The following is a 25,797-nucleotide window of genomic DNA, read 5'->3' as shown; positions in this document are numbered from 1 at the left end:
TTTGCGAGATCATGCAGGCCTGACGCATTCTGAACAAACTGCGGGGTTGCGCGGTTTAACGGGTCGGTTAAACGAACCTTTGCTGCAAAGGAGAGGTTCATGGACACGCCCCGCTATTCGCTTGAAGGCCGCATTGCGCTGATAACCGGGGCATCTTCCGGGCTGGGCGCGCATTTTGCCCGACTTTATGCGGCGGCAGGTGCTGCGGTGGTCATTGGTGCGCGTCGGGTTGAGCGCGTTGCGGCCTTGGCGGATGAGATCAATGGGGCAGGTGGCCGCGCGCAGGCGGTGGCGCTGGACGTGACCGACGAGGCGTCGATCATTGCCGCCTTCGACGCGGCCGAAGCGGGCCTTGGCGTGCCTGATGTGGTGGTGGCTAATGCAGGCATCGTTGAAGCGGGGCGATCGGTCGATTTGCCGGCGGATGCCATGCGCCGCGTGGTCGATACCAATTTCAACGGGGTTTATCTGACCGCGCGCGAAGGGGCGCGGCGGATGATCGCTGCCGGATCGCGGCAGAGCGAGAAGGGGCGGATCATCCTGACCGGATCGATCACTGCGCATATGACCGCCACTGGCGATGCCGCCTATGCCGCGACCAAGCTGGCGGTGCAGCACCTTGGCCGCCAGTTCGCGCGCGAATGGGCGCGGCTGGGGATCAACGTCAACGTGATCCAGCCCGGCTATATCCGCACCGAAATTGATGGCGAATGGTTCGATACCGACGGCGGCAAGGCGCAGATCGGATCATGGCCGCGCAAGCGCCTGACCGAAATCAACGCGCTGGATGACATGATGCTGTTCTTTGCATCCGACGCATCGCGGCAGGTGACCGGCACGCATATCTCGGTGGATGACGCGCAGAGCCTGTAAACGAACCCTATGCGCCCCCGCCTTCGCGGGGGCGCGCGCATTTCAGTTTGGAAGGCCCGCCAGCAGGTCGGGCGTGAGCACTTGCGGCAATTGCTGCGGCTCTCCGCCGCCTGCCGGATACCACAGGTATAGCGGCACGCCTGCCGCGCCTTGGGCATTCAGAAATTTCGAGATTTCAGGATCGCGGCGGGTCCAGTCGCCCACCATGACCAGCACGCCAGCCTTGTCGAACGCGGCTTTGGTGCTTTCGCGCTCGATCGATGTGCCCTCGTTGACTTTGCACGACAGGCACCAGTCGGCGGTGAAATAGGCAAACACCGGCTTTCCGGCTTTGCGCGCATCGGCAAGAGCGCCTGCGGAGAACGGCTTGGCCGCCAGCAGGCCGCCCGCTTCGCCAGCGCTGGCGGTGGCAAGGCGAGGCGTTCCGGCAAATGCTGCGGTACCCAAGGCCAGCAAGGCGGGCAGCGTCCATGCCATGACGCCCCGGCCCCCGCGCTGGCCCTTGCCCGCGAAGGCCAGCAGCACGACCAGCGTGGCGGACAGCGCCACGGCAGCAGCGGCAAACTGCGCCCCACCGATGCGCCATGCCAGCCAGCCCAGCGCCAGTGCGGTAAGCCCCATTGGCAGCGCCATCCAGCGGCGGAAGCGTTCCATCCATCCGCCCGGTTTGGGCAGCAGATGGCGCAAGGCGGGCACGAAGCCCAGCAGCAGGAAGGGCAGGGCAAGACCAAGGCCCAGCGCGGCGAACACGCCCAGCGCCGCCCACCATGGCAGCACCAGCGCCGCCCCCATGGCCGCGGCCATGAACGGCCCGGTGCAGGGCGTGGCGACGAAAGCGGCCAGCAGTCCCGTGCCGAACGCGCCGGATGATCCCGCGCCCCGTTCCACCGAAAGGCCGGGCATTTCGTAAAGTCCGGCAAAGTTGGCGGTGATCGCCACGGCCAGCAGCAGCAGCACGGCGACAACGCCCGGTTCCTGCAACTGGAAGGCCCAGCCCACCTGTTCGCCCCCTGCGCGCAAAGCCAGCATCGCGCCGCCCAGCAGCAGGCAGGCCAGCACCACGCCCGCCGTATAGGCGAGTCCTTCGCCGCGTGCGTTGTGCGAATTGCCGCGCGCCAGCGCCAGGGCCTTCAGGCTGAGGATCGGGAAGACGCAGGGCATGATGTTGAGGATCAACCCGCCCAGAAACGCGCCGATCAGCGCAAGGCCCAGAACCGAAAGGGAAAAGGCCGCACCGCCCACTTCATCGCCGCCGGTGGGCACGGTGCCGGGCACGGCGGCAAAGCTGATGCCGCCTGCATCCTTGCCCATGGCAAGCACGCCATCGACCCGTTGGCCGGGCACAGGCGTCTTGGCCAGCGGGACTTCGACCACCAGCACATCGCCCTTGCGGAAAAAGCGCTGCGGCGCGGCATAGTTCACCAGCCCTTCGGTCGACGCGAACAGGTGCGGCGCATCAAGCGGGGCCGAAGCGGGGAAGGGCAGGGCCACGCGCAGCGCCTTGTCGGTCAGCGCGAAAGCGCCTTGTCGGTCAAGCGGAGCGGGCAGGGCGGCGCGCCATGTGGCAAAGCGGGCGTCAGTGCTGCCGTTGCCCACCGAAACCGTGCCGGTCAGCTCTGCGCGTTCGGGCACGCAAATGGTTTCGGTGCAGACCAGCCATTGCGCTTTGACCGATATGGGCAGCAGCGTGCCGGGGCGGGCATTGGCGGGCACCGTCAGCGGCACCAGCACCGCGTAATCGTGTTCGTAAACGTGGTTCATCAGGCCCTGCACCAGCAAGGTCTGCGGCACGGGGAACTGCATGGCCCCGGCGCTGGCACCGGTGGGCAGGGTCCAGTTCAGCGTCAGGCCATAGCCCGCGTCGCCGGGGTTGGACCAATAGCCGTGCCAGCCCTTTTCAGGCTTCATCAGCAGTGCCAGCGTGACTGTGCCGCCAGGTTGCACCGGTCCTTCGGCCAGCAGCGATGCCTGCATGTGATTGGGCGCGGCGGATGCAGGAACAACCATCAGCCACAGCGCCGTCATAAACATGGCTATGATGCGCAAGGTATTGAACCCGGCCATTTTGCGTATCGGCATATCGGGGCGTCACCGGTCCAAAAGGCCCCTTGAACCGGAACGCCGCCGGGGCCATGCGTAGCGCTCATGGGCGTCCTACGGCTGGTGTATCCTTGAGTCCAGCATACCTGCCCAAAGGAGTTAAGTTTCGCGTGAAAGTCTTCACCCAGATTGCAGCGGCCCTGCTCGCCACCGTCAGCCTGCCACTGGCCTCTGCCATGGCGCAGGAGGCGGCAAAGCCCGCCGTTAGCCAGCAGGTTCCCACAGGGGCGCCGCGCCTGTTGGTGGCCATTTCGATCGATCAGTTTTCGGCCGATATCTTTGCGCAGTATCGCCAACGCTTTACCGGAGGCCTTGCGCGATTGACGCAAGGGGCAGTTTTTCCGGCGGGGTATCAAAGCCATGCGGCCACCGAAACCTGCCCCGGCCATTCGACAATCCTGACGGGCAATCGCCCGGCGCATACCGGCATCATCGCCAATTCGTGGATCGACCAGTCCGTCGCAGTCGGGCCGAAGGTGGTTTATTGCGCTGAAGACGTGGCCAAGCGCACCGCCGGTTCGCGCGATTATGTGGCATCGCCCGTGCATCTGCTGGTGCCGACGCTGGGCGAATGGATGAAGCAGGCCAACCCGGCGGCGCGCAACATTGCCGTTTCGGGCAAGGATCGCGGCGCGCTGATGATGGGCGGGCACGATATCGATCAGGTTTATTGGTGGAAGGGCAAGGGCTTTACCACGCTGGCCGGCCGCGAAATCGGGCCGATGGCCGTGGCGCAGAATGCCGAGATCACGCGCGTTCTGACCAAGGGCGCGGGTGAATTTCCACTGCCGGCCTATTGCGGACGCGCCGACCGCGCGGTGAAGGCGGGCGATGTCTCCGTTGGCAACGGCCACTTTGCGCTGAAGGCAGGTGATGCCGATAGCTTCCGCACCTCTCCCCGGCTTGATCGGGCGACGCTGGATCTGGCGGTAAAGCTGGTGGACGAACAAAAGCTGGGCAAGGGTGCGGTGCCCGATCTTCTGGCGGTCAGCCTTTCGGCCACCGATTACGTCGGACACGCCACCGGCACCGAAGGCGCGGAAATGTGCATCCAGTTGACACAGCTTGATCTTGCGCTGGGCGACTTCTTTGCCAGCTTGGACAAGCGCGGCATCGATTATGCTGTGGTGCTGACCGCCGATCATGGCGGGTTCGACATTCCTGAACGCCTGCACGAACAGGCGCTGGAAACCAGCGCGCGGGTTGGCCCGGATGTGTCGGCAGAAGCGCTGTCGGCAGCGCTGGGCAGGAAATACGGGCTGGAACCGAAGAACCTGATCCTGTCGGACGGCCCTTCGGGCGACTACTGGCTGCGCAAGGATCTGGATGTGGGCCTTAAGGGCAAGCTTCTTGATGATGCCGCGCGTCTGCTGATGACCAGCCCTTATGTCGAGGCGGTTCTGCCCGCCGCGCAGATTGCCGCAACGCCGATGCCGGGCGGTTCGCCCGAAACGTGGACGCTGGCCCAGCGCGCGCGTGCTTCGTACAACCCGCTGCATTCAGGCGATTTTGTGGTCATGCTGAAGCGCGGCGTGGTGGCCATTCCCACCCCGCGCGCAGGCTATGTCGCCACGCATGGTAGCCCGTGGGACTATGACCGCCGCGTGCCGATCCTGTTCTGGCGCAAGGGGATGACCGGTTTTGAACAGCCCAGCGCTGTTGAAACGGTGGACATCGCCCCCAGCCTTGCGGCATTGGTCGGACTGAAGATCCCGCAAGGTGCATTCGACGGTCGCTGTCTCGATCTGGACGGCGGCGCTGCAAATACGTGTGGAGCCGGGAAATGAGTGAACTTTCCGCCGATGTGGTGATTCTGGGCGGTGGCCTTGTTGGCATGACGCTGGCTATCGGTCTCGCCAAGGCCGGGATCAGCAGCCATGTGGTCGACAATTCCGACCCTGCGGCACAGACAGCGGAAGGTTTTGACGGGCGCGCTTCGGCCATTTCGACCGCAAGCTGGAACCTTTACACCAACCTTGGCATGGCCGACGAACTGGCCGCCAAGGGGTGCCCGATTGCCGCGATTGCGGTGACCGACGCGATGAAGCCGGGGCGGATCGATTTCAAGCCGGGCGAAGGCGACGGTTCGCTGGGCCGCATGTATGCCAACCGTGACTTGCGCATTGCCATGTATGCCGCCGCCGCACGCGAACAGGCGATCAGCTTTCATCCCAATGCCCACGTCGTGTCGCGTGAACGCGGCGAGCATGGCGTGGCGGTGACGCTGGCCGACGGGCGCGTGCTGAAAGGGCGGCTGCTGGTGGGGGCAGAAGGGCGCAAGTCGCCCACGCGCGACGAGGCGGGCTTTACCCCAGCACACTGGGATTATGGCCACCGGGCTATCATTACCGGGCTTTCCCATGAAAAGCCGCATGACAACGTCGCTTGGGAAGTGTTTTATCCTGCTGGTCCTTTTGCCCTGCTGCCATTGCTGGATGCCGCAGATGGGACGCACCGGTCGGCGCTGGTTTGGACCGTGGCGGAAAAGGATGCTGCCGCCGTTCTGGCCATGCCGGACGATATGTTCCTGAACGAAGTGCATCAGCGGATGCAGGGTATCTTTGGCAAGATCAGCCTTGCCAGCCCGCGCACGTCCTATCCGTTGAACTTCCACCACACGGCAAAGATCGTTGAGAACCGGCTGGCGCTGGTGGGCGATGCCGCGCACGGGATGCACCCGATTGCCGGACAGGGCCTGAACGTGGGCCTGCGCGACGTGGCGGCGCTGGTCGAAGTGTTGGCCGATGGGGCGCGGCTGGGACTGGACGTGGGCGATGCCCAGCTACTGGCCCGTTACGAACGCTGGCGCGCGGTGGACACGTTCATGGTGGCAGGCGCGACCGATGTTCTGACGCGGCTGTTCGGCCTGCCGGGGCGGGTGCCGTCGGCCATCCGCCGGTTCGGTATGGCAGGGGTACAGCGGATAAGCCCGCTGAAGCGCTGGTTCATGGATGAAGCGCGCGGGATGAGTGGAGATTTGCCGAAGCTGCTGCGCGCGGCCTGATTTACGGCCTAAAGCGCTGGTGCTGATGCTTCCGGTGTTGGGCTAGGCACAGGTGCAGGCAAAGCGCTGGCGGAAGGTGCGAGGGCGGGGGCCACCACCGGCTGTGTCATGGTCAGCGCGGCTGCTTCAAGCTGGTCGAGCGCGCTTTGCAGGGCCATGTACGCGCGCGCGCGCGACAGCCATTCACTGGCGGTTTCGCGGCCCGGCAGGCGTTCAACTTCGGCAACCGCAGCTTCCACCTTGCCGCCGACAAGAAAGGCGCGGATGCGGGTGGTGCGGCTTTCGGGGGTGGGCGAAGGCAGGTCATCATGGCGGATCACGAACAGGTCCGACATCTGGCGCGAAAGCCAGTCCCATGTGCCTTCATTGGGCGATCCACCAGCAAGGTCGGCGGACAGCAGTTCAAATTCCTCGGTCAATTGCCGCAGGGTAACAGGCATTATCCCTGCGGCAATTACGCGGTCTACAGCTGCGCCTTGGGTGGCGCCAAAGCGGGCGCGCAATTGCGTTTCGATCCATCCCAGCGGCTGGCCCCGTTCGGTCGCGCGGCGGGCGGCAAAGGCCAGCAGCAGGGCTTCGGCATGGGTGGCGTTGCCCGATGCGGCCATGGCCTGCTGGTTCAGTTCGGCAAGGCGCTGTTCCAGCATGGCAATCTTGGTGGCGGCGTCGTTAAGCTGGACTTCGCTGACCGCTGGCGGGGCGCTGGCCAGCGGTGCGGGCGTGGCTGTGGAAGGAGAAACGAGTTCGGGGACGCCATCGTTGATCTGCACTTCGACCAGCCCATGCCGCCAGCCCAGCCATGCTGCCGTTGCAGCGCCTGCCAGCAGGCCGCCTGCCACCAGCGCCGCAATGGTGCGTCCGCGCATTCCGCTGCTGCGCGCCGCCGCGCGTGGACTTTGGCCGATTTCCTGCATTCGTTTTTCGCTTGTCCTGTCGCCCCGAAGGCACACTACTGGCACATTCGTTTGGCAAGTTCCAGAAGGTCCATATCGGTTCGGGCCGACGCCACGCCGATTTGTCCCCAGCCTTCGCCCGCCATGCTGGCGATACGTGGGGCCAGACAGGCAAGGCGCAGCTGTTTTCGGGGAATTTCAGCCATTTCGCAATATTGGGACAGATGCCGTGCCGCCGCGCCGGAATGCAATAGAACGACGCCGCCGTGTGCCAAGGCCTGCGCCATTTCGGGCGGAAGCGGATGGGGTTGGGCCGCGTAAACCACCGAAGTTTCGATTCGCACGCCAGAGTGTGGGGTCAGCGTAACGCGGTCTTCTCCGGCCAGTCGCAGGTATCGCCCCGGTGTCAGCGTTTCGACCACCGGCTGCAATCCACCTTCGCCAACGCTCTCTACAGCAAAGCCATGCGCACGCGCGGTATCGGCAGTGGTTTCGCCCACGGCGATCACTGGCACGGCTTTCAGCGCATCGAGCAAAGGCCCCCCGTGGCGGAAAATATTGGCGCTGCCTGCAAGGATCGCGTCGAAGGGGCCGTCAGGCAGGGACCATGGCTGCGCTGCGATCGTAAACAGCGGAAAGCCCCGCGCATCAAGACCCTGCGCCCGCGCCGCCGCAACGGTGGCTGCATTGCCCGGTTCGGGGCGGATAACGAAGACCGGCAGCCCGCTCATTCCCCGCTGAAATGCACCCTGATGGCGTCGGGCGATTGCGCCAGCAGGCGATGGGCAAGGCGGGCGGGGCCTTCTGCGTCGCCGGGCGCGAAGGTCTCGCTCGCTTCCACGCGCTCCGCCCCGTCAGGGCTGAACAGCGCGGCGCGCAGCGTCAGAGACGTTTCGTGATGGCTGGTCAACACGGCAATCGGGCTGTGGCAATTGCCGCCCAGCGCCAGCAATAGCGCGCGCTCGGCGCGGATTGCATCATGGCTGGGGATGTCATCAATCGCGGAAAGCCAGCCCATCACATCGACCCGCGCGCCAAGGCATTCGATGCCGATGGCCCCCTGTGCAGGGGCGGGTAGCCATTCGAACTGCGACAGAAGATGGCCGACGCCGGTTTCGCCAAGGCGTTGCAGCCCGGCCGCGGCCAGCAACGTCACATCAGCTTCGCCCGCCTGCAACTTGGCAAGGCGGGTGGCGACATTGCCGCGAAAGCCAACGATGGTCAGGTCTGGCCGGGCGTGGAGCATTTGCGCGGCGCGGCGCGGGGCGCTGGTGCCGACGCGCGCACCGGGCGGGATCGCATGGATGGAGGCCGCGCCCACCAGCACGTCACGCACGTCGGCACGCGGAAGAACGGCGGCAATGGTGAATGTTTCAGGACGGATGGTTTCCACGTCCTTCATGGAATGGACGGCAAAGTCGATTTCGCCGGTGGACAGCCATGCGTCCAGTTCCTTGGTCCACAGCGCCTTGCCGCCGATTTCGGCCAGCGGACGGTCCTGAATCTTGTCGCCACTGGCGGTAACCGGCACCAGTTCGACCATCGATTCGTCCCATCCGTGCGCCGCACACAGGCGCGCGCGCGCCTCCTCGGCCTGCGCCATGGCAAGGGGAGAGCGGCGGGTTCCGAGCTTTAGCGGCGTTTCTGGATGAGCTTTGGTCATGCGCCGCTTGCCGTAAACGGGATTATCTCTAGAGGAAAGGGCCGCATGGCCCTGATCCTTGGCATAGAATCCAGTTGCGACGAAACCGCGGCTGCCGTGATCGACAGCGAAGGTGCTTCGCTGGCGGCGCGTATCGTTGCGCAGCGCATCGCTTCGCAGGACGAAGAACATCGCCCCTATGGCGGGGTGGTGCCCGAAATTGCGGCGCGCGCCCATGCCGAAGTGTTAAGCCCGATGATCGAAGCCGTGCTGGCCGATGCCGGGCTGGGCTTGCGCGATGTGGATGCCATTGCCGCCACAGCCGGGCCAGGGCTGATCGGCGGGGTCATGGTTGGCCTTGTCACCGGAAAGGCGCTGGCCATGGCGGCGGACAAGCCGCTGATCGCGGTCAACCATCTGGAAGGTCACGCCCTGTCGCCGCGTCTGGCTGATCCGACACTGCGCTATCCCTATCTGCTTTTGCTGGTGTCGGGCGGGCATTGCCAGATTCTGGAAGTGGCAGGCGTGGGCCAATATCGCCGCCTTGCCACCACCATCGACGATGCGCTGGGCGAAGCGTTCGACAAGACCGCCAAGATCCTCGGCCTTGGCTATCCCGGCGGCCCGGCGGTTGAACGCATGGCGCGTGAGGGTAACCCCAAAGCCGTGCCTTTGCCGCGTCCGCTGGTGGGCAGCGGGGAACCGCACTTCTCGTTTGCCGGGTTGAAAAGCGCGGTGATGCGCGCGCGCGATGCCCGCATTCATGCCGATGCCGATATCGCCGCCTCGTTCCAGCAGGCCGCGCTCGATTGCGTGATTGACCGGACGCGGATTGCGCTGGCGGCTGCCGCGCCGGGTATGACGGCGCTGGTCGTGGCGGGCGGGGTGGCTGCCAATGCAGCCTTGCGCGCCGCGCTGGAGCAGCTTGCCGCTGCGCATGGCCTGCCGCTGGTCGCGCCGCCGCCGAAATTGTGCACAGACAATGCCGCAATGATCGGCTGGGCTGGCGCTGAACGCTTCGCTCTGGGATATACCGATCCGCTGGATGTGGCGGCGCGTCCGCGCTGGCCGCTGGACAACAATGCCGCACCGGTGCGCGGCGCGGGAGTGAAGGCATGACCGTTGAAGTGGGCGTCGTCGGCGCAGGGGCGTGGGGCACCGCGCTGGCACAGATGCTGGCAAGCAACGGGCAGGATGTTCTGCTGTGGGCGCGCGAAGCGGAACTGGTGGACGAGATCAACCGTGACCGCCGCAACAGCCTGTTCCTGCCGTCTGCCGAACTGAACCCGGCCATCCGCGCCACAGCTGATCTTTCCGCCATGGCAGACGTGCCGGTGCTGCTGATGGTCACGCCCGCGCAGTTCCTTGCCAGCATCCTTGGCGCGATGGGGCGGACTGGCGGCGATATTGTGCTGTGTTCCAAGGGGATTGAGGCGGGCACGGGCCGGTTGATGGCCGATGTGGCGCGCGATGCAGCGCCGGGCGCAGGTCTTGCCGTGCTATCCGGCCCCACGTTTGCGCATGAAGTGGCCGCTGGCCTGCCCACCGCTGTCACGCTGGCCTGCGCCGGGGGTGAGGCACAGTGGCAGCGCCTGTCCACTGCCATCGCCCGGCCCACCTTCCGCCCATACTATTCAGATGACGTGACCGGCGCTGAAATTGGCGGCGCGGTGAAGAACGTGCTGGCCATTGCCTGCGGCGTGGTGGACGGATTGCAACTGGGTCAGAACGCCCGCGCCGCGCTTATCAGCCGGGGCTTTGCCGAAATGCAGCGCTTTGGTCTGGCCATGGGGGCAAAGCCGGAAACGCTTTCTGGCCTTTCCGGGCTTGGCGATCTGGTGCTGACCTGTTCGTCCACATCAAGTCGCAACTTTTCGCTGGGCAAGGCGCTGGGCGAAGGCGCGAAGGCAGGCGAAGTGTTGGGATCAAAAGCTTCGGTGGCAGAAGGCGCATTCACCGCGCCGGTTCTGGCCGGGATCGCCCGGTCGCGCGGCATATCCATGCCGATTGTCGAAGCGGTGGTGGCCCTGCTCGATGGCACTGCGCCAGCCCGCGATGTCGTTGCTCGCCTGCTGTCGCGCCCTCTGACGGCGGAAAATCCGCTTGTCTGACGCCGCCAGCCCGCCTGACCAAAAGGATATCGCTGCCCTTGCCAAAGGCGGGCGGACCAATTTCTTCGGTTTTCTGCTGCGGCTGTTGGCGCGCATCCCGTTCCTGTTCATTGCCAGTCGCCTTTATGGCGCGCCTGCCATGGGGCGCTTTGCCTCAGCGCTGGTCATGGTGGAATTTGCCGGGATGCTGGCCACGCTGGGGCAAAAGCGTGGGCTGGCCCAACGTCTTGCCGAGAATGAAGACCCGCCCGCTAACGTGGTGGGCGATGCGGTGCTGCTGGCCATGGCGCTGGCGCTGGGCATGGGTGCGGTGATCTTTGCTTTCCCGGAATCGATGTATCCCAGCGGCAATTTCAGTCTGGCCGACCGGTTGCTGGTGCTGGCCATTCCCGGTCTGGCGCTGGGCGATCTGGCGCTGGCGGCGCTGGCCTACCGGTTTGATGTGGCGACCACGGTGCGCGCGCGTTCTGTTGTGGAGCCGTGGGCGATTTCGATTTCGGCAGGGGTGTTCTTCTTCCTGTGGCCGTCATCGGGCCTCAGCCTTGCCTATCTGGTGTCGGTCTGGGCGGCGACCGGGGTGGCGCTGTTTTCGCTGGTTCGGTCTTATGGTCTGCCGCGCGCATGGAAACCGCATCCGGTGCTGCTGTGGCAGATTGCGGTGCGCAACATCCCGCTGGCAGGCGCCGACGCGGTGGAATGGGGCACGCGCAAGCTGGACGTGTTCATCCTGCGCTTCTTCGTGGGCGAAGCGCCTCTGGGCATCTATTACTTCGCGCAGCAGTTCGCTTCGCTGCCGCAAAAGCTGAAGACCAGCTTCGAACCTGTGCTTGGCCCGGTCATCACCCGCAGCGTGAAGGACAAGGACTATGTCGCCATTGCCAAGCAGGTGTGTCAGGTCGGCTTCTGGATCACCGCCGCGCAGATTGGCATTGCGCTGGCGCTGGGCATACCGGGTGAAGGGCTGATGGGCCTTGGCGGGCCGGACTTCGTATCGGGCACGGCGGCGCTGGTGTTCTTGCTTTTGGCCGAAGTCGTGGCGTCGAAGGCGGTGGTGAGCGAGGCGGCGCTGGTCTATCTAGCCCGTATGCGCAACCTGTGGATCAGCCTTGGCACCATTGCCGTGCAGGCGGTGCTGACCATTGCGCTGATCGTGGCTGCACGCAACGCAGGCTGGGGGCCGATGTATGTGGCCGCTGCTGCCGCTCTGGCGCTTGCGCTATCGCTGGGGCTGGCCTCGCTGGTCAAATCGCGCGTGCTGACCGGCATTCTGGGTCACAGCATCAGCAACTGGCGCTGGGGCCTTGCCTGGGCGGTGGTTCCGGCCATCGCGGTGGGCGTGGCCGTGACATGGCTGCCCGAATGGGCCGAGCTGTCGTTTGGCATCCCGGCCATTCTGGGGATCTATTGCTACATGCTCTGGGTGCGTTCGTTCGGCCCTGAGGACCGCGTGCTGTTCCGCAAACAGCAGGCGGCATGAACTTGATGGGGATTTGGCGATGCTGGAATTGATCGAAACCAACCAGATCGTGCTGGCGGCGGTGGTGCTGCTGGCCCTGTTTGTTGCGTGGTGGCTGTGGGGCCGCAGCAAGCCGGACGCAACGAAGCGCGAATATACCGATGTCCTGTCCGAAGGCGCGGCCCCGGCTGCACGCAACAACGCGCTGATCGACGCGCCCAGCGCCGCTGCACTGGTCACACCCTTGCCCGGTGCTGAAATGATGGCCGGTGTGGCTGAAGTGGTGGCTGCCGCCGCCGCCGAGGAAGTGATCGAAGCAGAGGCGCACCAACCCGTGGCCGCGCCTGCACCTGTTGCTGACGGCGATGATCTTGGCCGGATCAAAGGCATTGGACCAAAGCTGAAGGCGTTGCTGGCGTCGCTTGGCGTCACCAGTTTTGCCCAGATCGCAAGCTGGACCGATGAAGACATTGCCCGCGTCGACAGCCAGCTTGGCACATTTGCGGGCCGGGCCAAGCGTGACAGCTGGGTGGAGCAGGCCAAGCTTCTGTCTGGCGGCGATACCGCGGCTTATGAAGCGAAATTCGGCAAGCTCTGACGCATGGTTCTTTAATCCACTGTCAGCGCGGGAGCTACAGGTTCCGGCGCTACGGTGGGGGCGGCCATCCGGCAGCGGTCCACCACATTGCGCGCCGCTCCGCCGCCCGATACCTTAATCATGCCTGCGCCCGGTAGCGTCCCGGTATAGGCGCCTCCCAGCACTTTGGCCCGCGCATCGCCCGCTGCCAGTGTGCCCTGCCACAAATAGCCGCGTTGGCCGGGAATGGCGGTGGCATCCACCGGCAGGCGCACGATGCCTTCGGCCCCGACCAGCGCAAACAGCGCCTGCGCCCCCAGCGGCGCATAAGCATGACGGGTGATAACCAGCACGCCGTCGCGGCAAGCCAGCGAAACCAGCGGCGTCTGCCCGGCGTGTCCGAATCGCGCCGAAAGGCCGTCCCCCGCCAATGCCCACACCGGCGTCGCCTTGCTATCAGGCACCCCCGGCAGAGCCTCCCCTTCAGGCATGGCCATCCGCACCGCATTGGCCGGCCCCCCTTCACGCACCGGCGCGGCCGGAGACTGCGAACAGGCCGCAAGGGTAAGAGCGAGGAGGGTGATGGTGGGAATTTTCACGGACAAATCAGGCGGCGCGTGGGATGATCTGATCCAGGTCGCCATCAAGAGCGCGCTTGGCTTTGCGGATTTCATATTGGTCCTGCAAGCGCAGGAAAAAGCCTTCGGACATACGGAAGTAGCGGGCAAGGCGCAGGTCGAGTTCACCGTCCATGCGTGCCGTTCCGTCGATCACGATTGACAGGCGTGCCACGTCAACACCGATTGCAGCAGCCAGCGCAGCGCAATCCAGTTCCAGCGGCTCCATGAATTCCGAAACGAGCAGTTCGCCCGCGTGGGGGTTGTGCAGCCATTCCGCGTCAGTGGTAGTCGGTGATTTCGACATCGTGGGCATTTCCGTCCTTCCAGACGAAACATATGCGCCATTGCATGTTAATGGAAATGGAATGTTGCCCGGAGCGGTCGTCCTTCAGATCGTGAAGGCGATTGCCGGGCGGGTTTTTAAGGTCGTCCAGTTCGGCTGCCGCATCCAGCAGCGCCAGCTTGGCAAGCGCGCGGCTCTGGATGTCGGAAGGCAGCTTGCGGCTACGCAGGCCGAGCCAGATGGCCTCGGTTTCCTTATTGGAAAAGCTGACGATCATGGCTGCGGTTCCTAAATGCAGCCTTCTATTGATACTCCGAAGCCGTCATTCGCAAGCGCTCTTGTAGCCCGTTTAGTGATCTTTGGGGACAAGTATCTCACTTCCCCCACTTCGTCTTCTGGCTCTTGCCGAACCGGGTCTTGCGTGTTCCCGGTTTGCCTTCGTTGCTGCGGCCGACGATCGGCGCCTTGCGTTCGCCTTCGGGCAGGCCGAGCTCGGTTGCTTCCAGACGTCTGATTTCGTCGCGTAGCCTGCCTGCTTCCTCGAACTCCAGGTCAGCCGCAGCCGCGCGCATCCGCTTTTCCAGGTCCTCGATATACCCGCGCAGGTTGTGGCCGACGAGGTTGTTCACGCCGTCGTCTTCGATATCCACCAGCACGCCATCGCGGCTGGCGGTGTCGGCCACGATATCGTGGATGTTGCGCTTGATCGTTTGCGGGGTGATGCCGTGTTCGAGGTTATAGGCCTCCTGCTTGGCGCGGCGGCGGTCGGTTTCGGCGATGGCGCGTTCCATGCTGCCGGTCATGCGGTCGGCATAGAGGATTACGCGGCCATCGACGTTGCGCGCAGCGCGGCCGATGGTCTGGATCAGCGACGTTTCGCTGCGCAGGAAGCCTTCCTTGTCCGCGTCCAGAATGCACACCAGCCCGCATTCGGGAATGTCGAGGCCCTCGCGCAGCAGGTTGATACCCACCAGCACATCATAGACGCCGAGCCGCAGATCGCGGATCAGTTCGATGCGTTCCAGTGTCTCGACGTCAGAGTGCATGTAGCGCACCCGCAGGCCCGCTTCGTGCATGAATTCGGTCAGATCTTCGGCCATGCGCTTGGTCAGCGTGGTGACCAGTGTGCGATAGCCTTGCGCCGCCGTGGCCTTGCATTCGTTGATGCAGTCCTGCACCTGATCTTCTACCGGGCGGATGAACACGGGCGGGTCAATCAAACCGGTGGGGCGGATGACCTGTTCGGCAAAGACGCCGCCCGCCTGTTCCATTTCCCACGCGGCAGGCGTGGCGGAAACGGCCACCGTCTGCGGGCGCATCGCGTCCCATTCGTTGAAGCGCAACGGGCGGTTGTCGATGCAGCTTGGCAGGCGGAAGCCATATTCGGCCAGTGTCATCTTGCGGCGATGGTCCCCGCGCGCCATCGCGCCGATCTGCGGCACGGTCTGGTGGCTTTCGTCAAGGAACAGCAGGCAATTGTCAGGCAGATATTCGAACAGCGTCGGCGGCGGTTCACCCGGCAGGCGGCCGGTCAGAAATCGGCTGTAATTCTCGATCCCCGCGCACGATCCGGTGGCGGCGATCATTTCCAGATCGAAGTTGGTGCGCTGTTCCAGCCGCTGTGCTTCCAGCAGCTTGCCTTCCTCGACCAGTTCCTTCAGCCGCTCGGTCAATTCAAACCGGATCGCGTCCGCAGCCTGCTTCATCGTGGGGCCGGGGGTGACATAGTGCGAATTGGCGTAAACGCGCACGTTGCCCAGTTTGGCTCCGCTTTTGCCGGTCAGCGGGTCGAACTCGACGATCTCTTCAACTTCGTCCCCGAAGAAGCTGATGCGCCATGCGGTATCGTCGTAGTGCGAAGGGAAGATTTCCAGATTGTCGCCGCGCACGCGGAAGTTGCCGCGCGCAAAACCTGCGTCGTTGCGTTTGTATTGCAGGGCCACCAGCTTGCGGATGATCTCGCCACTGTCGACGCTTTGCCCGACCTTCAGGTCAAAGATCATGGCCGAATAGGTTTCGACCGATCCGATGCCGTAAATGCACGAAACCGAGGCGACGATGATAACGTCGTCACGTTCGAGCAGCGAACGAGTGGCCGAATGGCGCATCCGGTCGATCGCTTCGTTGGTCGAACTTTCCTTTTCGATATAGGTGTCCGACCGGGGGACATAGGCTTCGGGCTGGTAGTAGTCGTAATAGGAGACGAAGTATTCCACCGCGTTTTCGGGGAAAAAGCTCTTCATCTCACCATAAAGCTGCGCGGCCAGAATCTTGTTCGGTGCAAGGATCAGCGCGGGCCGCTGCAATTCCTCGATCACCTTTGCCATGGTGAAGGTTTTGCCCGATCCGGTGACGCCGAGCAGAACCTGCGTCTGATCGCCTTCGCGCGTTGCGGCGACAAGATCGGCAATGGCGGTGGGTTGGTCCCCTGCGGGCTGATATTCAGACACGACCTTGAAAGGGCGGGGTGCCTCAACCTTGTCCGGGCGAGCCGGGCGGTGGGGTACGAACGTACCAGAGGTGTCGGGCTCTTCGAGTCCCCTGCGAATAACGAGTTCGGCCATGGCTCGGATATGGGGAACAAACCGCGCCCATGCAACAGGGCGTGAAGGACAGGGCGTGCGTGACGTGCGGCACTGGCGCTATGTCGGTCAGGTGTTAGCCTGCATGGACGATGCCTTGAGGAGAGCACCATGCGCCGGTCGACCTTTGCCCTGATCCTGCCGCTTGCGCTTGCCGCCTGCGGTGATGATGCCACGGTTGAAAAGAAGAACGCTTCCACTGCTGAAGTCGCCAAATCGGTGGCGGACGCGGGCATGAAGCTGAACCCCGGTCGGTGGGAACTGACCATGAAGTTCGCCAAATTCGAAGTGGAAGGGATGCCGCCCGAAGCGCAGAAGGCGATGCGCGAAATGATGGGTCAGACCCGCACTTACGCAAGCTGCCTGACCAAGGAAGAGGCGGAGAAGCCGGACGGTTCGTTCTTCGGGCAGGAGAACGAGAACTGCCGCTATGACAGCTTCACCATGGGTGGGGGCAAGATCGATGCGGCGATGACCTGCAAGGATAAGGACACGCAAGGCCGTGGCGAGGCCAAGATGACAATGACCGGCACATATGGCGCCGACAATTATGATATGACCATGACGATGCAGGGCAAGGCGCCCAATGGCAATGCGATGAACATCGAAATGGCCGCCACGTCAAAGCATGTGGGGGCATGCAAAGGCGATGAGGCGTCCTGAGTGGGAATGGGGGAGATAGTTTGCTTCCTGTCAGAATTACACATTCTTGACGCGAATTTGAAACAATCACCAATATCTGGCGTTCAGCCACGGTTAGGCCGATAGGGCACAGACCATGGCGATGATGTTCAGACAAACCGATGTGGCAACCGGTGCAGCGCAGATTTCTGCGCGGCTGGGCGAATGGCGTGAAGAGATCGCCCGACGTGGCGGTCTGGCATTTCAGCGTCGCCCGGATGGTGCGCGCGGTCCGCGGCTGAACTGGCTGCTGGGTGAATTGCGCACACCGGTTGAACACTGGCAGGCCACGCGCAAGGCCCGCGTTCATGCGCCAGTTGCGCCGCCAGCCGCGCCCGATACGGTTTCGCGCGCCGTCATGCTGCTGCCCGGTTTCGGCACCCATCCTGTGCGGATGAAGCCGCTGGCGCGCGCCCTGGAAGCCGCGGGACACCGTGTTTGCGACTGGGGTCTTGGCTTCAACTTTGGCCCCACAGAGGAACGGTTTGATCGTTTGTGCGAACGGGTGCTGGCCATGGCGCGCAAGCAGGGTGAACCGCTTGTGCTGGTAGGGTGGAGCCTTGGTGGCATCTTTGCGCGCGAAGTGGCGCGTCGCCATCCTGAAGCGGTTCGCATGGTTATCACCATGGGCACGCCCTTTTCCGGCGATCGCCGCGCCAACAACGCATGGCGCGCCTATCAGCTTATCGCCGGGCATTCGGTGGACGAGCCGCCGATCGGGCAAGACATGGCGGTAAAGCCGCCTGTGCCCACCGTGGCGCTGTGGAGCGCGCGCGACGGCATCGTCTCACCCCGATCGGCTTGTGGCCGCAAGGGGGAGCGCGATCTGGCCATTGCCATGCGCTGCACCCATCTCGGCTTTGCCGCCCATCCCGATGTTGCGGATATGGTAAGGCGGCTGGTCGCGGCGGATTGAGACGGCTGGGACTGGCTTTCTACTGTTCAGGCCGCTTCCACTTCCACCGCAATTCCGCTCAGCGCAGCGTTGCCTGATAATGGATCGACCGCGTTCAGTGTGATGTCATTCACGCTCACGCCTGGCCTTCCCAGCGCATTGCTCATCGCTACGCCGGGCCGGTTGTGGCCCCAGCCATGCGGGATCGACACGGTGCCGGGCATCATGTCGTCGGTGACTTCGGCGCAAAGGGCAATGCTGCCTGTGGCGGTCCGCACTGTCACCGTCGCGCCATCGGCAATGCCGCGTCCGATGGCATCGTCAGGGTGGATCATCACGGTGCAGCGGTCCGGCCCCTTGATCAGCCGCTTGCTGTTGGCCAGCCACGAATTGTTGGTGCGCAAATGCCGTCGCCCGATCAGGCGCAGTCCGCCCACCGGCGCTTCTTCGGGCAATGTCAGCGCCTCCAGCGCCTGCATGAACTCCTCGACATCGCAGGCCACGGTCTTGTCCGGGGTGCACAGCCGTTCCGGCAATTGCCCCACGGTCAACGGCCCAAGGTCGATGCCTGAAGGCTGGGCCTCCACCTGTTCCAGCGTCAGCCCGTATGGCCCTGCGCGCAACAGTCCGTCCAGCGCTTCACGCGGGGTCGGGGCCTGCACCGCTTCGCCGCTGATGGCATGGGCAAGTCCGCGCAGGATTTCCCAGTCGTGCAGCGTGCCTTCTTCCTGCGGCAGCGTTGGCGGGGAATAGACCGCCACCGTGCGTGCGGCCATGGGCAGCAGGAACAGCCCGTAATGGTCCCGCTCCAGCGGGCCGGTCGGAGGCAGGATATAATGCGCGTGGGTGCTGGTGGCGTTGCGATAGATGTCGATGGACACCATCAGGTCCAGCCCGTCCAGCGCCTTGGCCAATCGCGTGCCGTTGGGTGTGGACAGCACCGGATTCCCCGCCACCACGAACAGCGCTCTGATCTGGCCCGGCCCCGGCGTCTCGATCTCTTCGGCCATGGCGGCAGCGGGCAGTTCACCCAGCACCGACCGATGGCCCGACACGCGCGAGGCGAACTTGCCGATAGACCCCGGCGGCAGCACGTTGACGGTATCCACAGCAGGCCGCCCGAACACCCAGCCTCCTTCGCGGTCAAGCTGGCCTGCCGCGATGTTGATCAGCGAAATCAGCCAGGCATTCAGCGTGCCATGAACCTGCGTTGCCACGCCCATCCGGCCATAGAGTGCGGCCGGGCCGCTGGTCAGCGCGTCGGCCAGCGCGTCGATTTCGCTTCCCTCAATCCCGCAGGCCTTTGCGCAAATCTCCGCGTCGAACCGCGCCAGTGCCGCTTCCACCGCATCCATGCCGGTGATGAAGCCCTGCGTCGGCTGCCACGGCTTGCGCGCCAACACCGCCTTCAACAGTGCGATTAGCGCGAACACATCGCCACCGGGGCGGATGAACAGGTGCTTGTCGGCGATCTTCGCGGTTTCGGTGCGGCGCGGATCGATCACGATCAACTGCCCGCCGCGTGCTTTCATCTCGTTCACCCGGCCTCTGAAGTCGGGCACGGTCCACAACGATCCGTTGGACGCCATCGGATTGCCACCCAGAATGATCAGCGTCTGCATCCGGTCCACATCTGGAATCGGGAACATGGTGCCGTGCCCCCACAGCCGCAGATTCGCCACCTGATGCGGCATCTGGTCCACCGTGCTGGCTGAAAACTTGTTCCGTGTGCGCAGCGCTTTGGTCAGGTGGTCGGCATTCAGCGCGTTGCCATAGCTGTGCGCATTGGGGTTGCCGATATAGACCGCTGCGCTTTGCGCATCGCGGGCAAGGATCGCACGGGTCTTATCACCAATCTCGGCAAAGGCCTGCGCAAAGCTGATTTCCTGCCAGGTTTCGCCCACCCGCTTCAGCGGTTTGCGCAACCGGTCGGGGTCTTCCTGCAAGTCTTGCAGCGCGGTGCCTTTTGGGCAAATGTGCCCGCGTGACAATGGGTTATCAGGATCGCCCCGGATCGACAGAACCTTGCGGCCCTCCACTTCCACCAGAACGCCGCAATTGGCTTCGCAGATGTGGCATGTGCGCCGATGGACTTGCGCCATGGCCTCTCTCCTGAACTGGTTTAGTTGATCGATTAAATCTCTCATCCATGTGCGCGCCGCGCAAGCGGAAATGCTTGTCAAATCCTCTTCGCCAAACCGGTTTCAATTTATTTCGCAAGTGCAGCATGAGTGCGCTTGGCAAACCCGGTTCGTTGTGCAAGCTTGGGCTTCTGACGGGATTTGCCTATGAAAAAAACCTCGCCCGCGTTGTATGATGAAATGCTCCAAGCCGATGGTTCGGTTCGGCCTGCCTATGCCGGATACCGCCAATGGTATGACGATCAGCCTCCCGATCTACTGCGCCGCAAAGGGACTGAGGCAGAGGCCTTTTTCCGCCGTACCGGCATCACCTTCAACGTCTATGGCAGCGAGGACGCCGAAGAGCGGCTGATCCCGTTCGACATGGTGCCGCGCATCATCACCGCGCAGCAATGGCGCAAACTTCAGCGCGGGATTGAACAGCGGGTAAGGGCGCTCAACGCCTTTCTGCACGATCTCTATCATCGGCAGGAAATTGTCCGTTCGGGCCGTCTGCCTGCGCGCCTGCTGAAAGGGAACGAGGCGTTCCTGCCTGAAATGGTCGGCTTTACGCCGCCGGGCGGGGTTTATACCCACATCGTCGGCATCGATCTTGTCCGCACCGGCGAAGATGACTTCATGGTGCTGGAAGACAATGCCCGCACCCCTTCCGGCGTCTCCTATATGCTGGAGAACCGCGAAACGATGATGGCGATGTTCCCGGAACTGTTCACCCGCGTGCGGGTGCGCGAAGTTTCGGATTATCCGCGCCGTCTTGCGCGCAGCCTTGCCGCTTGTGCGCCGCCTGCCTTCAACGGCAGCAAGCCGGTCGTCGCGGTGCTGACGCCGGGCATCTACAATTCGGCCTATTTCGAACATGCTTTTCTGGCTGACCAGATGGGTGCCGAACTGGTCGAAGGCAGCGACCTGCGCGTGGAAGATGGTCGCATCGCCATGCGCACCACGCGCGGCTATCAGCCGATCGACGTGCTCTATCGCCGGGTCGATGATGAATACCTCGATCCGCTGATGTTCAATCCGAATTCGGTGCTGGGCGTGTCGGGCATCATGGACGTTTACCGCGGCGGCGGCATCACCATCGCCAATGCGCCGGGCACCGGTATTGCCGATGACAAGGCGATCTATTCGTTCATGCCCGAAATCGTCGAATTCTATACCGGCGAAAAACCCATCCTGCAAAATGTGCCCACCTGGCGCTGTTCCGAACCCGACGCGCTGAAATACGTGCTCGACAACCTTGCCGAACTGGTGGTGAAGGAAGTCCACGGATCGGGTGGGTATGGCATGTTGATCGGGCCGACATCGTCCAAGCGCGAACTGGCCGCATTCGAGGCCAAGCTGCGGGCGCGCCCTGAAAACTACATCGCCCAGCCTACGCTGTCGCTGTCCACCGTGCCGATCCTGACCAAGGCAGGGCTTGCCCCGCGCCATGTCGACTTGCGTCCCTTCGTGCTGGTCAGTCCCAACGGAATCGACATCACGCCGGGCGGTCTCACCCGTGTCGCGCTGAAAAAGGGATCGCTGGTGGTCAACTCGTCGCAGGGCGGGGGCACCAAGGATAGCTGGGTACTGGACGACTGATGTTAGGACGCTCTGCAAACGGCATTTTCTGGCTGTTCCGCTATCTTGAACGGGCGGAGAACACCGCCCGCCTGATCGAGGCCGGTTTCCGCATGGCGCTTACCCGCGATGCCTCCGATGCGTCGGATGAATGGCGCTCGCTTGTGGTCACACTGGGCCTGCGTGCAGGATACGAAGCGCGCTTTGGCACCGAATATACCGGGCCTCATGTGTTCAACTATATCCTGCGCGACAAGGACAATCCCGGCAGCGTGCTGGCGATGATCGAAAATGCGCGCACCAATGCGCGCATGGTTCGGGCCGGGATCACGCGCGAAGTGTGGGAAGCGGTCAACGATGGCTGGATGCGGCTGAAAGAGGCGCTGGCCCGCCCGGTTCCCGAAACCCGGCTGGGCGATGTGCTCGATCTGGTCCGCCGCCAGTCCACGCAAGTTCGCGGCGCGATGGAAGGCACCATGCTGCGCAACGAAATCTACAATTTCGCCCGCATCGGCAGTTTCATCGAAAGGGCCGACAACACCGCCCGCATCCTTGACGTGAAGTATTACGTTCTGCTGCCGTCCATCTCCTATGTCGGGTCCAGCCTGGATAACGTACAGTGGGAAAACGTGCTGCGGTCGGTTGCGGGGGAACGTGCCTATCGCTGGCTCAACGCTGGGCGCATGGACCCGCGCGGCATTGCCGAATTCCTGATCCTTGACGGGCGTTTCCCGCGCAGTCTGGCGTTCTGTTATTCCAAGCTGCGTTCGAACCTTGCCAGTCTTGCCCGGGAATACGGCGGCGAAATGCACGCGCATGAAATTTTGCGCGATGCCGACAGCCAGCTTCACACCGCCACCATCGACGGGATCTTTGAACAGGGCCTGCACGAATTCATCGGCAAGTTCATCAATTGCAACACCCATCTCGCGCTGCAAATCCAGCGCGATTACCGCTTTATGGAATAGGCACCTCTCCCATGCGCCTCGCGGTCGATCACACTACGCACTATGTCTTCTCCGGCCCGGTCAGCCGTGGGCTGCAACGCTTGCGCCTGCGGCCCAAGTCGTCGTCCGGCCAGCGCGTACTGGAATGGAACATGCATTTCGAAGGGGCGCAACTTCAGGTCGAATACGATGATCCGAATTGCAACCATGTCTCGCTGATCTCGTTCGATCCGGGCGTGCAGGAAGTGACGATCCGTTGCGTCGGTCTGGTCGATACCAATGATGAATCCGGCATTATCGGCAAGCATTCGGGCTTCATGCCCATGTGGCAGTTCATGGAACCGACGGATCTCACCCGTGCCGGACAGCGCACCCGCGCGCTTGTTGCGGCGGTTGAGCAAGATGCAAACCGGTTGACCACGCTGCACAGCCTTTCCGCTCTGGTGCGTGAAAAGGTGGCCTATTCTACCGGCCATACTGATGCGGCCACCACCGCAGAAGGCGTGCTGGCGGCGGGCCACGGCGTCTGTCAGGATCACGCCCATGTCTTCATCGGCGCGGCCCGCGCACTGGGCATCCCGGCCCGTTACGTCAGCGGTTATCTGATGATGGATGACAGGGTGCAGCAGGATGCCGGCCATGCCTGGGCCGAAGCCTTCGTCGAAAATCTGGGCTGGGTCGGCTTTGATATTTCCAACGGCATCAGTCCCGATGCACGTTATGTCCGCGTGGCGACCGGGCGCGATTATCGCGATGCAGCCCCCATCACCGGCATACGATATGGCGCGCGTGACGAATCGATGCACGTCAAGCTTGCCGTCGAACAGCAGCGTGTGGAACAATAAGGCGTAACGCGGATGACGGGGGCAGGGGATTCGGCAGCTTTGCCGGATACCGCGTCGATCCGCGCGGAATGCATATCGGGGTTGGAAAATGACGTATTGCGTGGGAATGGTGCTCGACCGGGGCCTTGTGCTGATGAGCGACACACGCACCAATTCCGGCGTCGACAACATCTCGGTCTTTCGCAAGATGTTTCACTGGTCGGTTCCGGGCGAGCGCCAGATCGCAATCATGACCGCAGGCAACCTTGCCACCACACAGGCGGTCATCTCGCAGCTTGAAGAACGCAACAAGGCACCGGAAGACCGCCGCCCGTCCATTCTCGAAGCGCCGACCATGTTCCAGATTGCCACGCAAGTCGGCAATCTGCTGCGCGATGTCATCGAAGGGCGGCAGGGTGGCGGCATGCGCGGCGAAGGCCCGCGTTTCACCGCCTCAATCATCGTGGCCGGCCAGATCAAGGACATGGAACCGCGTCTGTTCCTGATCTACCCCGAAGGTAACTTCATCGAAGCCAGCTTTGACACACCGTTTTTCCAGATCGGCGAGACAAAGTATGGCCGCCCGATCCTGTTGCGCGGCTATGATCCGAAGATGAGCTTTGAAGACGCGGTAAAGCTGTTGATGGTGTCATTTGATTCCACCATCGCCGCCAATCTTTCGGTCGGCTTGCCGCTGGATCTTATGGTGCTTGAGCGTGATAGGTTCGAACCTGTTCACCATCGCCGCATCGCGGCCAGTGACCCCTACTTCAAATCGATCTCATCAAGTTGGAGCGAGGCTTTGCGGCAGGCCTTTCATTCGCTGCCGGATTACAGTTTCGACCAGAATGGTGAACAGCTTCCGCCGATGTAGCAGTCGTAAATCGGCGATTCATGTGTGTATGAATGGTTAATTGCAGACCGGTAAAAATGCGTTGAATGGGGTCAGCACGCCCTGCATTCGATTGTTTTGGCCCAAAAGCCCTTATCAACACACGGCTATTTGATCCGTTCCCGAAGCGAAACTCCTAAGGAAAAACGTGTAGCATTGCCTTGAATGGCTGTGGTTTCGGTTCATTCCGAAGCTAACGGCAGTAGCGTTTGTGCGACGGTGGGTGATTAACTCCTGTTCATGGTTGAACGTGTAACACTCCACATCGTCGATGGTGACTCCGCCCGCCGGGCACAGCTCGCACGGCTGGCCTTTGCGGCAGGCCATCATGCTGAAATCTATGCCAACGCAGAGGAACTGTTGGCCCACGCTCCGTCGGGCGGGCTGATCCTTGCGCAGGATGAACCCGTGGGCGAAGGTGTCGCCCGGTTGCTGGCTGCAATGATGCGGGCCGGGCACTGGCTGCCGGTCATTGCCATCGCAGATACCCCTGAAACGACGGCCGTTGTCCGCGCGATCAAGGCCGGTGCGCTCGACTATCTTTCCATGCCCACCCAGATTGCTCCGCTGAACGCTGCGGTCGAATGTGCCGCCAGAGAAGCGGATACCTTTCGTGCCCAGCGCGCCCGTGCCGCCGAAGCTCGTCAGCGCATCTCTCGCCTCAGCTTGCGTGAACGTGAAGTGCTGGACCGGCTGGCTGAAGGGTGCAGCAATAAGGCGATCGCCCGCGATCTGGAAATCAGCCCGCGCACCGTTGAAATCCACCGCATGAAAATGATGGGCAAGCTGGGCGCGCGCCACGCCGCCGAAGCGGTGCGTCTGCGCATCGAAGCGGCTGGCCTGGATAGCGTTGCGGCCTGATCTGTCAGCGGCAGAACGGTTTCAGGCCGCCCGGCTCCAGATGGAAGTGATTGCGATGCGCTGCATTGTAATCGGGACTTAATACTGTGCCAAAACGCTTGCAGGCACTGTCGCGCACTGTTCGCAAAAAGGCACGCACTTGCGGGGATGATGAATTCCAGTCGTTCAGCACGCTGATTCGCCGTCCATCGGCCAGACGAAACGCTGCCACGTCCACTGCATTGGCCGCTGCGTGGGCTGAAAGCCGGTTTGACCCGGCCACCGTGCGGCAGGAATAGCTGCCCATCGTTTCCACCCGCACCAGTGGGCTGCCCAGAATTTGCCGCGCCGCTCGGTCAACGCCAAACCGCGCCCAACCTTGCAGCGCTGATGCGGCGGGGCACGATACCGGCCCTAGATTGGTAACTTCCAATCGTCCGTCATCACCCATCAGCGACACCAGCTTCACCGCGCCAAGGGCAGAACAGCCCGCGCCATAATACTGGTCGGCCAGCGGCGTGAAACTCGCCTTGGTTGCGCCAAGCCCTGCCAGACAAGCCCGGCCCTGCGGTGATTGGGTAATCGATGCCCCTGTCCCATGCGAAGGCTTGCGCTGCGGCAAATCCGGTCCGCTGCTGCACCCAGTCAGCAACAGCGCCAGCACTGCCGGTATCGTCATCAGCGAAAAGGAGCCACGCTGTTTCATCGCCACAGCTTTACAAGCCATGGTTATCAAAGGGTAAACTGTGCGGCGAACCGTTCTGGAAAAACGCGACCGGGAAAAGTGGTGGGCGCTGACGGGCTCGAACCGCCGACCCTCTCGGTGTAAACGAGATGCTCTACCAACTGAGCTAAGCGCCCCGGTGCGTGACGCGC

The 25,797-nt window shown here is 63.1% G+C and carries 24 protein-coding genes and 1 tRNA gene; 14 read left to right on the top strand and 11 right to left on the bottom strand.

The annotated features are described in order from the left end of the window. Positions 1 to 99 precede the first annotated feature (99 nt). Positions 100 to 873 (top strand): SDR family NAD(P)-dependent oxidoreductase, encoded by a 774-nt coding sequence (locus OVA07_RS01965; RefSeq protein ID WP_268169790.1) that lies wholly within the window; start codon positions 100 to 102, stop codon positions 871 to 873. A gap of 42 nt (positions 874 to 915) precedes the next feature. Here the strand turns inward: OVA07_RS01965 and OVA07_RS01960 are convergent, their stop codons facing one another. Continuing rightward, a complete protein-coding gene (locus OVA07_RS01960; protein ID WP_268169789.1) occupies positions 916 to 2,952 on the bottom strand; it encodes a protein-disulfide reductase DsbD family protein in 2,037 nt (678 codons plus the stop codon). Positions 2,953 to 3,149: 197 nt separating this feature from the next. Here OVA07_RS01960 and OVA07_RS01955 point away from each other — a divergent pair, with 197 nt between their 5' ends. Beyond that, positions 3,150 to 4,760, top strand: a complete 1,611-nt coding sequence (locus OVA07_RS01955) for an alkaline phosphatase family protein (RefSeq protein WP_268172588.1) — start codon at positions 3,150 to 3,152, stop codon at positions 4,758 to 4,760. Then, on the top strand, positions 4,757 to 5,977 hold the full coding sequence (locus tag OVA07_RS01950; RefSeq protein WP_268169788.1) for a UbiH/UbiF/VisC/COQ6 family ubiquinone biosynthesis hydroxylase: 1,221 nt from the start codon (positions 4,757 to 4,759) through the stop codon (positions 5,975 to 5,977). Before OVA07_RS01955 ends, OVA07_RS01950 begins: the two co-directional genes overlap by 4 nt. 8 nt (positions 5,978 to 5,985) lie before the next feature. On the opposite strand, the gene OVA07_RS01945 is transcribed toward OVA07_RS01950, so the two are convergent. Genes OVA07_RS01945 through hemC form a run of 3 tightly spaced genes read right to left on the bottom strand, consistent with a single transcriptional unit; the run spans position 5,986 to position 8,533 of the window. Next, positions 5,986 to 6,891, bottom strand: coding sequence for a hypothetical protein (locus OVA07_RS01945; protein WP_268169787.1), 906 nt, complete (start codon positions 6,889 to 6,891; stop codon positions 5,986 to 5,988). Positions 6,892 to 6,926: 35 nt separating this feature from the next. After that, complete coding sequence (locus tag OVA07_RS01940; RefSeq protein ID WP_268169786.1) at positions 6,927 to 7,601, bottom strand: uroporphyrinogen-III synthase; 675 nt, start codon at positions 7,599 to 7,601, stop codon at positions 6,927 to 6,929. Next, positions 7,598 to 8,533 (bottom strand): hydroxymethylbilane synthase, encoded by a 936-nt coding sequence (gene hemC, locus OVA07_RS01935; protein WP_268169785.1) that lies wholly within the window; start codon positions 8,531 to 8,533, stop codon positions 7,598 to 7,600. The genes OVA07_RS01940 and hemC overlap by 4 nt, the downstream gene beginning before the upstream one ends. Before the next feature lie 45 nt (positions 8,534 to 8,578). Between hemC and tsaD the strand changes: the two genes are divergently transcribed. The 4 genes from tsaD to OVA07_RS01915 are packed head-to-tail and all read left to right on the top strand — an operon-like array spanning position 8,579 to position 12,677. After that, positions 8,579 to 9,631 carry a tRNA (adenosine(37)-N6)-threonylcarbamoyltransferase complex transferase subunit TsaD gene (gene tsaD / locus OVA07_RS01930; protein ID WP_268169784.1) on the top strand — a complete coding sequence of 351 codons (1,053 nt, stop codon included), beginning with the start codon at positions 8,579 to 8,581 and terminating at the stop codon, positions 9,629 to 9,631. Beyond that, complete coding sequence (locus OVA07_RS01925) at positions 9,628 to 10,623, top strand: NAD(P)H-dependent glycerol-3-phosphate dehydrogenase (protein ID WP_268169783.1); 996 nt, start codon at positions 9,628 to 9,630, stop codon at positions 10,621 to 10,623. The genes tsaD and OVA07_RS01925 overlap by 4 nt, the downstream gene beginning before the upstream one ends. Next, positions 10,616 to 12,100, top strand: a complete 1,485-nt coding sequence (locus tag OVA07_RS01920) for a lipopolysaccharide biosynthesis protein (RefSeq protein WP_268169782.1) — start codon at positions 10,616 to 10,618, stop codon at positions 12,098 to 12,100. The genes OVA07_RS01925 and OVA07_RS01920 overlap by 8 nt, the downstream gene beginning before the upstream one ends. A 19-nt stretch (positions 12,101 to 12,119) precedes the next feature. After that, positions 12,120 to 12,677 carry a hypothetical protein gene (locus OVA07_RS01915; RefSeq protein WP_268169781.1) on the top strand — a complete coding sequence of 186 codons (558 nt, stop codon included), beginning with the start codon at positions 12,120 to 12,122 and terminating at the stop codon, positions 12,675 to 12,677. 11 nt (positions 12,678 to 12,688) lie between these two features. On the opposite strand, the gene OVA07_RS01910 is transcribed toward OVA07_RS01915, so the two are convergent. From OVA07_RS01910 to uvrB, 4 genes are all read right to left on the bottom strand, one after another. Next, positions 12,689 to 13,255, bottom strand: a complete 567-nt coding sequence (locus OVA07_RS01910) for a hypothetical protein (protein WP_268169780.1) — start codon at positions 13,253 to 13,255, stop codon at positions 12,689 to 12,691. 7 nt (positions 13,256 to 13,262) lie between these two features. After that, the gene (locus OVA07_RS01905) at positions 13,263 to 13,580 is read right to left on the bottom strand and encodes a HigA family addiction module antitoxin (RefSeq protein WP_268169779.1); all 318 of its coding nucleotides are present in this window, start codon (positions 13,578 to 13,580) and stop codon (positions 13,263 to 13,265) included. Beyond that, a complete protein-coding gene (locus OVA07_RS01900; protein ID WP_268169778.1) occupies positions 13,555 to 13,836 on the bottom strand; it encodes a type II toxin-antitoxin system RelE/ParE family toxin in 282 nt (93 codons plus the stop codon). Before OVA07_RS01900 ends, OVA07_RS01905 begins: the two co-directional genes overlap by 26 nt. Before the next feature lie 97 nt (positions 13,837 to 13,933). After that, positions 13,934 to 16,123, bottom strand: a complete 2,190-nt coding sequence (uvrB, locus tag OVA07_RS01895; RefSeq protein ID WP_268169777.1) for an excinuclease ABC subunit UvrB — start codon at positions 16,121 to 16,123, stop codon at positions 13,934 to 13,936. A 129-nt stretch (positions 16,124 to 16,252) separates the two neighbouring features. Here uvrB and OVA07_RS01890 point away from each other — a divergent pair, with 129 nt between their 5' ends. Both OVA07_RS01890 and OVA07_RS01885 read left to right on the top strand, forming a co-directional pair. Next, positions 16,253 to 16,804: a DUF3617 domain-containing protein gene (locus OVA07_RS01890; protein WP_268169776.1), complete on the top strand. Its 552-nt coding sequence runs from the start codon at positions 16,253 to 16,255 to the stop codon at positions 16,802 to 16,804. Between the two features lie 121 nt (positions 16,805 to 16,925). Next, a complete protein-coding gene (locus OVA07_RS01885; protein ID WP_442789660.1) occupies positions 16,926 to 17,738 on the top strand; it encodes an esterase/lipase family protein in 813 nt (270 codons plus the stop codon). A 26-nt stretch (positions 17,739 to 17,764) separates the two neighbouring features. On the opposite strand, the gene OVA07_RS01880 is transcribed toward OVA07_RS01885, so the two are convergent. Continuing rightward, positions 17,765 to 19,819, bottom strand: coding sequence for a molybdopterin oxidoreductase family protein (locus tag OVA07_RS01880; protein WP_268169774.1), 2,055 nt, complete (start codon positions 19,817 to 19,819; stop codon positions 17,765 to 17,767). Between the two features lie 186 nt (positions 19,820 to 20,005). On the opposite strand from OVA07_RS01880, the gene OVA07_RS01875 reads away from it, so the two are divergent. The 5 genes from OVA07_RS01875 (at position 20,006) to OVA07_RS01855 (ending at position 24,942) form a co-directional block, all read left to right on the top strand. Continuing rightward, positions 20,006 to 21,439, top strand: a complete 1,434-nt coding sequence (locus tag OVA07_RS01875) for a circularly permuted type 2 ATP-grasp protein (RefSeq protein ID WP_268169773.1) — start codon at positions 20,006 to 20,008, stop codon at positions 21,437 to 21,439. After that, entirely contained in the window at positions 21,439 to 22,386 is a 948-nt protein-coding gene (locus OVA07_RS01870) for an alpha-E domain-containing protein (RefSeq protein WP_268169772.1), read from the top strand. Before OVA07_RS01875 ends, OVA07_RS01870 begins: the two co-directional genes overlap by 1 nt. An 11-nt stretch (positions 22,387 to 22,397) precedes the next feature. Then, positions 22,398 to 23,210 carry a transglutaminase family protein gene (locus tag OVA07_RS01865; protein WP_268169771.1) on the top strand — a complete coding sequence of 271 codons (813 nt, stop codon included), beginning with the start codon at positions 22,398 to 22,400 and terminating at the stop codon, positions 23,208 to 23,210. Positions 23,211 to 23,298: 88 nt separating this feature from the next. Then, positions 23,299 to 24,063, top strand: a complete 765-nt coding sequence (locus tag OVA07_RS01860; RefSeq protein ID WP_268169770.1) for a proteasome-type protease — start codon at positions 23,299 to 23,301, stop codon at positions 24,061 to 24,063. Positions 24,064 to 24,321: 258 nt separating this feature from the next. Then, complete coding sequence (locus OVA07_RS01855) at positions 24,322 to 24,942, top strand: response regulator transcription factor (RefSeq protein ID WP_268169769.1); 621 nt, start codon at positions 24,322 to 24,324, stop codon at positions 24,940 to 24,942. Positions 24,943 to 24,946: 4 nt separating this feature from the next. Here the strand turns inward: OVA07_RS01855 and OVA07_RS01850 are convergent, their stop codons facing one another. After that, entirely contained in the window at positions 24,947 to 25,627 is a 681-nt protein-coding gene (locus OVA07_RS01850) for an extensin family protein (protein ID WP_268169768.1), read from the bottom strand. Positions 25,628 to 25,706: 79 nt separating this feature from the next. Continuing rightward, positions 25,707 to 25,782: transfer RNA gene (locus OVA07_RS01845), tRNA-Val, on the bottom strand. Positions 25,783 to 25,797: the final 15 nt, after the last annotated feature.

It is taken from the genome of Novosphingobium sp. SL115 (genome assembly GCF_026672515.1).
Lineage (GTDB): Bacteria > Pseudomonadota > Alphaproteobacteria > Sphingomonadales > Sphingomonadaceae > Novosphingobium.
The sequence above is the reverse complement of the archived record's forward strand: the minus strand, read 5'-3'. Positions and strand labels throughout refer to the sequence as shown.

Bases quoted from the DNA above. Each gene is read 5' to 3' on its own strand.
- tsaD (WP_268169784.1), top strand. From the start codon at position 8,579: ATGGCCCTGATCCTTGGCATAGAATCCAGTTGCGACGAAACCGCGGCT.
- OVA07_RS01855 (WP_268169769.1), top strand. From the start codon at position 24,322: ATGGTTGAACGTGTAACACTCCACATCGTCGATGGTGACTCCGCCCGC.
- OVA07_RS01875 (WP_268169773.1), top strand. From the start codon at position 20,006: ATGAAAAAAACCTCGCCCGCGTTGTATGATGAAATGCTCCAAGCCGAT.
- uvrB (WP_268169777.1), bottom strand. From the start codon at position 16,123: ATGGCCGAACTCGTTATTCGCAGGGGACTCGAAGAGCCCGACACCTCT.
- OVA07_RS01905 (WP_268169779.1), bottom strand. From the start codon at position 13,580: ATGTCGAAATCACCGACTACCACTGACGCGGAATGGCTGCACAACCCC.
- OVA07_RS01925 (WP_268169783.1), top strand. From the start codon at position 9,628: ATGACCGTTGAAGTGGGCGTCGTCGGCGCAGGGGCGTGGGGCACCGCG.
- OVA07_RS01955 (WP_268172588.1), top strand. From the start codon at position 3,150: ATGGCGCAGGAGGCGGCAAAGCCCGCCGTTAGCCAGCAGGTTCCCACA.
- OVA07_RS01945 (WP_268169787.1), bottom strand. From the start codon at position 6,891: ATGCAGGAAATCGGCCAAAGTCCACGCGCGGCGGCGCGCAGCAGCGGA.
- OVA07_RS01960 (WP_268169789.1), bottom strand. From the start codon at position 2,952: ATGCCGATACGCAAAATGGCCGGGTTCAATACCTTGCGCATCATAGCC.
- OVA07_RS01870 (WP_268169772.1), top strand. From the start codon at position 21,439: ATGTTAGGACGCTCTGCAAACGGCATTTTCTGGCTGTTCCGCTATCTT.
- OVA07_RS01850 (WP_268169768.1), bottom strand. From the start codon at position 25,627: ATGAAACAGCGTGGCTCCTTTTCGCTGATGACGATACCGGCAGTGCTG.
- OVA07_RS01880 (WP_268169774.1), bottom strand. From the start codon at position 19,819: ATGGCGCAAGTCCATCGGCGCACATGCCACATCTGCGAAGCCAATTGC.
- OVA07_RS01965 (WP_268169790.1), top strand. From the start codon at position 100: ATGGACACGCCCCGCTATTCGCTTGAAGGCCGCATTGCGCTGATAACC.
- OVA07_RS01940 (WP_268169786.1), bottom strand. From the start codon at position 7,601: ATGAGCGGGCTGCCGGTCTTCGTTATCCGCCCCGAACCGGGCAATGCA.
- OVA07_RS01900 (WP_268169778.1), bottom strand. From the start codon at position 13,836: ATGATCGTCAGCTTTTCCAATAAGGAAACCGAGGCCATCTGGCTCGGC.
- OVA07_RS01860 (WP_268169770.1), top strand. From the start codon at position 23,299: ATGACGTATTGCGTGGGAATGGTGCTCGACCGGGGCCTTGTGCTGATG.
- OVA07_RS01865 (WP_268169771.1), top strand. From the start codon at position 22,398: ATGCGCCTCGCGGTCGATCACACTACGCACTATGTCTTCTCCGGCCCG.
- hemC (WP_268169785.1), bottom strand. From the start codon at position 8,533: ATGACCAAAGCTCATCCAGAAACGCCGCTAAAGCTCGGAACCCGCCGC.
- OVA07_RS01885 (WP_442789660.1), top strand. From the start codon at position 16,926: ATGATGTTCAGACAAACCGATGTGGCAACCGGTGCAGCGCAGATTTCT.
- OVA07_RS01915 (WP_268169781.1), top strand. From the start codon at position 12,120: ATGCTGGAATTGATCGAAACCAACCAGATCGTGCTGGCGGCGGTGGTG.
- OVA07_RS01950 (WP_268169788.1), top strand. From the start codon at position 4,757: ATGAGTGAACTTTCCGCCGATGTGGTGATTCTGGGCGGTGGCCTTGTT.
- OVA07_RS01890 (WP_268169776.1), top strand. From the start codon at position 16,253: ATGCGCCGGTCGACCTTTGCCCTGATCCTGCCGCTTGCGCTTGCCGCC.